Here is a 5,817-nt window from a genome sequence, read left to right as displayed (position 1 = left end):
GGTGCCGCGCCGCGCCGGTCGGCCATGGCGTTCGGCGACTTCGTGTCCGCCATCAACGGGGCACCGGCCGGCCGCAAGGCCGATCGGCGCCGCTGAGGAGGGCCATGCGCGCCGGCGAAGCGATTCCCGATTGCCAGTCCTGCGGGTGCTGCTGCGCCTATTCGTGGGAATGGCCGGCCTTCGTCGGCGAGCGTGACGGCGACGGCATCCCGCCCCATCTGAAGGAAGACGGGCGGATGCGGTGCGACGGCGACCGCTGCGCGGCGCTGGCCGGCACCATCGGGACCGACGTACACTGCCGCGTGTACGACGACCGCCCGCTGGTGTGCATGGAGTTCGCGGCGGGCAGCGATGCCTGCCGCGCGGTCCGCGCCCATTTCGGCCTGGACGGCGGCGGTGCCGCCGTTCCAGAAATGCATCGAACGACATCAGGCCACCAAACAACCTCAGGAGAGTGACATAGCCAAGCTCTACGACGCGGATCCGGTCCGCGAAGGCCCGCGCATCAACCGGGAAATCACCGCACGCACCGTTCGCCTCGTCGGCGCCGACGGCGAGATGATCGGCGTGGTGTCGCTGCGCGACGCGTTCGACGCCGCCGCCGACGCCAACCTCGACCTGGTCGAGGTGGCGCCGCAGGCCGATCCCCCCGTCTGCAAGATCCTCGACTACGGCAAGTTCCGTTTCGAGGAACAGAAGAAGGCGGCCGAGGCGCGCAAGAAGCAGAAGATCATCGAACTCAAGGAGATCAAGCTGCGTCCGGGCATCGACGACAACGATTACGAAGTCAAGATGCGCTCGGCCGTCCGCTTCCTTGAGGAAGGCGACAAGGTCAAGGTGACCATGCGCTTCCGCGGCCGCGAGATGGCGCACCAGCACCTGGGCATGGAGGTGCTTCTGCGCGTGCGCGACCGGCTGGCCGATCTGGCGAAGGTCGAGCAGATGCCGAAGCTCGAAGGCCGCCAGATGGTCATGGTGATCGCCCCCCGCTAATCACCCTCCAGTGATCGGTCCCGCGTGACCACGCACGAAAAGAGCCCGCCGGCGACGGCGGGCTTTTTTTTGGCGAGCCACGGCCTCTGATCTCGCCTCGGCGTTGAGGGAACTTCCCGCGTGAGGTAGACTCAAGGCACAGAGCCGATGGAACTTCCCCTGCCATGTTAAGTCCGAACCAGCGCCGTTCCCGCTTCTCGCTGGCGTACATCCAGGCGGTCGCCGCGGTCGCAGGCTATCAGGTCTGCGAGCCTCCAGTGGATGAGGAGAGCATCGATGGAACCCTCATGGGACGGGAGGGGCGCAGGCCGCGTCTGGATTTCCAGGCCAAATCCACAGGGCAGAACGTCCTTGGAACCGATACCGTCGCGTTCCCGTTGAGCATCAAAAATTACGATGATCTGCGTGGGGATTGCTTGGTCCCGCGCATCTTGATCGTTGTTGTCATGCCGGAAAACGAATCAGATTGGGTCGTTCACTCGGAACAGGAATTGGCGCTTCGCCATTGTGGTTATTGGATGTCCCTCTGCGGCATGCCCTCGACCGACAACCTGACCTCCGTCACCGTGCATCTACCGCGATTGCAGACCTTCGACAGCGCCTCACTCCGTGACATAATGACGCTGGTGGACCGGAGGCAATTCCCATGATCGTCCACATCGAGGATCGCGACGTCTTCCTGGCTTTGTCGCACATCGATGTTCGAGCCTATTTGTCGAGCCAGGGATGGCGCGACGAAGGGCGCATCGGCGACAAGGGTACGATCCACGTCACGGAAGACAAGGGCGGCGAAACTTGGGAAATCCTGCTTCCGAGCCGGAGAGACTTGGTTGACTACGCCAACCGAATGGCGGAAGCCGTCCGAACGATCGCAAAGCTGGAGAACCGCTCTGAGCTTGCCGTTCTCGGCGATCTGCAAGCTTCTGGTTCAGATGTAATCCGGCTCCGCTCCACCGATGCCGATGTATTTGGCGCGATTTCAATCCGCGATGGCGTTGTGTTGCATGAGGATGCCGAGAATTTGCTCTATGCGGCCGCATGCTCTGCCATACGGCCCGCAGCCTATTACCATGCCCGCAAGATTGATCAGGCTGTTGAGTACATGAACTCTGTCCGCCTTGGCCAATCCGAGCGAGGCAGCTACGTTCTAAACCTGCTCTCACCTGTTAGCCCCGCGCTTAAGCGTCCAGCGCAATTGTCTCTCGACTCGTCTTTTGAAGATGACCCCTACCCACGCCTCGTCACACGACGCCTCAACGAGGCTCTTGCCGGACTGAGTGATGCTGTTACCGAAGCTGCCGTAACGGATGACTTCAAGGCTTTCGAAGACGGTGTCTCAAAGGGGGTCAGCGCAAATCTCTGTGATGCGGTTGCACGCTTGATCCGCCACGCGAAGGGCATTGAAATCGGGCTGACCTGGGCACGCGTCCGGCCCACACCAAGTCCAAACCCAAAGCATGTATTCGCAAATGACTTTGCCACTATAATTGAAGAAGCGGCGCGAGAATTTCGCCGCACATCGCCCAAGCTCGACGAAACGGTTAGTGGCTTTGTCATCGCATTGGAACGCTCACCGCAGGATTTTGACGGGCGCGCAACCCTTCAAGCATTTGTCGATGATCGCCCCCGTCGGATTTCTGCGGTATTTGAACGCTCCGAATACAAAAAGGTTATTCATGCATTCGAGAGCAAAATCCCTGTTTCGGTGGAAGGCGACATTTACCCCGCCGGAGCTCGGCTTGAGCTGAGAAATCCGCGAAATCTCATGTTTCTTCCGACCGAATGATACGGACGGCGCCCGAAGCAGGTCCCAGCACCCATCCGCCCCCCCGTCACTTCTTCTCCAGCATCAGCATGCCCTGTTCGCGGATGCGGTGGGTGAGCTTTTCGCCGAGCTTGGCGAGCAGCCAGGGCAGGTCGACCTCCACGCGCACTTCGCGCTCGTCCACGTCGATGCGGCCGGCGACGGTCTGGGCCAGGACGGACAGGCGGAAGTCCAGGCGGTCTTCCGTCCAGGTCTCCTCGACGTTCGCCTGCAGGCTGGACAGCTGGGAGCGGAGCTGGCCCAGGCCGCGGTCGATGCGATCCTTCGCCTCCTGCCGGCCGAGCTGGTGCGGGATGGTGACGGTCAGCGGCTTGCTCATGCGGCCCTCTTGCGGAACAGGAACCCTCACCATAACAGCCACGGTGTCGGTTTCGCTCCCCCGCTGAAATTAGGGGGTATCCAATTGTAGAACTTGCACGGCGGTACGACGTGTGGCGCGCCCGCGATCCGCGCGGGTGACCTTGTGGAAGACCATGCGCCGCTCCCCGTTCCTGCGCCGGACCACGGCCCTGCTGGCCATCGCCGCCCCGCTCGTCTTCGCCGCCGGCCCCACCAACGGTGCCCGCGCCCTGGACCTGTTCGGCGAGTCCTTCCGATCGGTCGACGAGGTGCTGGCGTACAACCGCGAGGGCGGCGTGCGGTTCCTGGACCGGCAGGGGCGCTTCCTGGGGTCGTCGGGGGAGAACGCCGGGGCCGCCGTGCCGGTGGACAAAATGCCGCGCCACCTGCTCCAGGCGCTGATCGCCAAGGAGGACCGGCGCTTCTTCGAGCACGCCGGGCTCGACTACCTGGGGCTGGCGCGCGCGCTGTCGGTGGCGGTCACGTCGGGCCGCATCAGCCAGGGCGGCAGCACGCTGACCCAGCAAACCATGAAGAACATCTTCCTGAAGGACGAGGACCGCTGGACCCGCAAGGTGCAGGAACTGGCCACCGCGCAGGAATTCGAGGAAAAGGTCGGCAAACGGAACGTGCTGTACCTGTACCTTAACCGCGCCTATTTCGGGACCGGCGCCTATGGCGTGGAGGCGGCGGCCAAGGTCTATTTCAACAAGCCGGCGACGGAGCTGACGCTGAAGGAGTCGGCGGTGCTGGTCGGCATGCTGCCGGCACCGTCGCGCCTGAACCCCTTCGCCGACGAGAAGCGCGCGGAGGAGAAGGCGGCCATCGTTCTGGACACCATGGCCGACGCCGGCTTCATCACCCGGGCGCAGGCCGACCGCGCCAAGCGCCAGCGCCTGACCCTGGCCGAGGCCAACCGGTCGGCCGTGGCCGTGTCCGGCGGGTTCCGCGCCATGGCCAAGGCGCGCTTCGACCGCTTCCACGCCGACTTCTACGGCAAGGACGCGGAGCTGGGCAAGGACACCACCGGGCCGGGGCCGACCTTCACCGTGCGCACCACGCTGGACCGCGACCTGCAGGTGGCCGCCGTGCGCACGCTGGAGGCGGTGCTGAAGCGCAACGCCGCCCGCATCGGCGACGCCGAATGCGCACTGGTGGCGCTGAGCGATTCGGGTGAGGTGCTGGCCATGGTCGGCGGGCGCGACGCGGCGGCGCGGCGCGACCACTTCAACCGCGCCATGCAGGCCAAGCGCCAGCCGGGTTCCGCCTTCAAGCTGTTCGTTTACTTGGCGGCGCTCGAGCGCGGGCTGACGCCGGACAGCGTCGTCGACGGCTCCCGCTTCGAGCTGCCGGGCGAGCGGAGCATCCGCAACTTCGACGACCGTTATCCGGAGCGGATGACGCTGGCGCAGGCGCTGGCGCGTTCCAGCAACACGGCGTCCGTCCGCCTGACCCAGGGGCATGTCGGCGAGGTCGTGGAGATGGCGCGCCGCCTGGGCATCGGCACGCCGCTGGACCGCACGCTGGGGCTGGCGCTGGGCAGCAGCGAGACGACGCTGCTGGAACTGACGCAGGCCTACGCCTCGGTCGCCAACGGCGGCCTGCGCGTCGAGGCGCGCGCCTTCCAGCGCATCGCCGATCCGCGCGGGCGGGAGGTCTACGCCGTCGGCGCGCCGGCGCCGGAGCGCGTGCTGGCGCCGCAGACCGCCGCCGCCATGCAGGCCATGCTGCGCGGCGTGCTGGGCAAGGACGGCACCGGCCGGGTGGCGGCGTTCGGCAACGGTGGGGGCGGAAAGGCGGCCGGCGGCAAGACGGGCACCACCAACGACTACCGCGACGCGCTGTTCGTCGGCTTCGCCAACGGCATGACGGTGGGCGTGTGGGTGGGCAACGACGACAACACGCCCATGAAGGGTGTCACCGGCGGCTCCGTCCCCGCCGAGATCTGGCGCGGCTTCATGGCCGAGGCCGCGAAACTGAAGAAGGCGGGCTGACGCGCCCGGAACGCCCCGGCCGCTGCCCCGTTTCGCTCGATACGGGAAACGGGGGGAGGGCTCGGCCATGGCCGGGAAACGGCGGAAGGTGCGCGTTTGGCTGCTGGGCGGTGTGGCCGCGACGGCCCTGTCCGGCTGCGCCGCGTTCGACCGGGCGGTGACGGTCGATTGCTGGCAGCTGGACGACGCCGCCCTGGTCCGCGCCCGCGCGGAGGGCCTGTGCGGGGACGCCTTCGCCCTCAACACGCTGTTCATCCCTCCCCCACCCCCGCAGCTGCCGGCGTGGCGGCGCGCCCAGGGCGGCGCCGGCTCCGGCCCGGAGCGCGGCGGCGCAACGGCCGGAACCGCGCAGGGCATGGCGACGGGTACCGGGAGCGGTGATCAGGGAAACACTGCGGGGACCTCGGCGGGTACGTCCGCGGGAAGTGGCACGCCCGGCGGGGCGGGTTTGGGCGGCAGCGGATCGGCCGGCAGCGGCGGCCGGTCGGGCGGCGGATCCGGTAAAGGCGGTGACGGCGGCGCTGGCGGCGGGGCCGGAGGCTCCGGCGGCGGTGGTTCCGGTGGAGGCGGTGGTTCTGGAGGAGGTGGCGGTTCTGGTGGCGGAAGTGGCGGCTCCGGTGGCGGCGGGGGCTCCGGTGGTGGCGGGGGCTCCGGTGGGGGCGGTGG

6 protein-coding genes are annotated in these 5,817 nt (G+C 66.9%); 5 read left to right on the top strand and 1 reads right to left on the bottom strand.

Annotated elements, in window-relative coordinates; translation table 11 throughout:
• Positions 1–104: 104 nt before the first annotated feature.
• From VED21_RS19770 to VED21_RS19755, 4 genes are all read left to right on the top strand, one after another.
• Entirely contained in the window at positions 105–458 is a 354-nt protein-coding gene (locus VED21_RS19770) for a YkgJ family cysteine cluster protein (RefSeq protein ID WP_324885188.1), read from the top strand.
• A gap of 46 nt (positions 459–504) precedes the next feature.
• Entirely contained in the window at positions 505–993 is a 489-nt protein-coding gene (infC, locus tag VED21_RS19765; protein WP_414638244.1) for a translation initiation factor IF-3, read from the top strand.
• Between the two features lie 164 nt (positions 994–1,157).
• Positions 1,158–1,643: a DUF4365 domain-containing protein gene (locus VED21_RS19760; protein ID WP_324885186.1), complete on the top strand. Its 486-nt coding sequence runs from the start codon at positions 1,158–1,160 to the stop codon at positions 1,641–1,643.
• Positions 1,640–2,779 (top strand): hypothetical protein, encoded by a 1,140-nt coding sequence (locus tag VED21_RS19755; RefSeq protein ID WP_324885184.1) that lies wholly within the window; start codon positions 1,640–1,642, stop codon positions 2,777–2,779. Before VED21_RS19760 ends, VED21_RS19755 begins: the two co-directional genes overlap by 4 nt.
• 46 nt (positions 2,780–2,825) lie before the next feature.
• Here VED21_RS19755 and VED21_RS19750 read toward each other — a convergent pair whose 3' ends face one another.
• Positions 2,826–3,137, bottom strand: a complete 312-nt coding sequence (locus VED21_RS19750; RefSeq protein ID WP_324885181.1) for a polyhydroxyalkanoic acid system family protein — start codon at positions 3,135–3,137, stop codon at positions 2,826–2,828.
• A 154-nt stretch (positions 3,138–3,291) separates the two neighbouring features.
• On the opposite strand from VED21_RS19750, the gene VED21_RS19745 reads away from it, so the two are divergent.
• Positions 3,292–5,151, top strand: a complete 1,860-nt coding sequence (locus tag VED21_RS19745) for a transglycosylase domain-containing protein (RefSeq protein WP_324885179.1) — start codon at positions 3,292–3,294, stop codon at positions 5,149–5,151.
• Positions 5,152–5,817: the final 666 nt, after the last annotated feature.

The sequence above is a fragment of the Azospirillum sp. genome (genome assembly GCF_035627195.1).
GTDB lineage: Bacteria > Pseudomonadota > Alphaproteobacteria > Azospirillales > Azospirillaceae > Azospirillum.
This window is presented reverse-complemented; position numbering and strand designations above follow the sequence as displayed.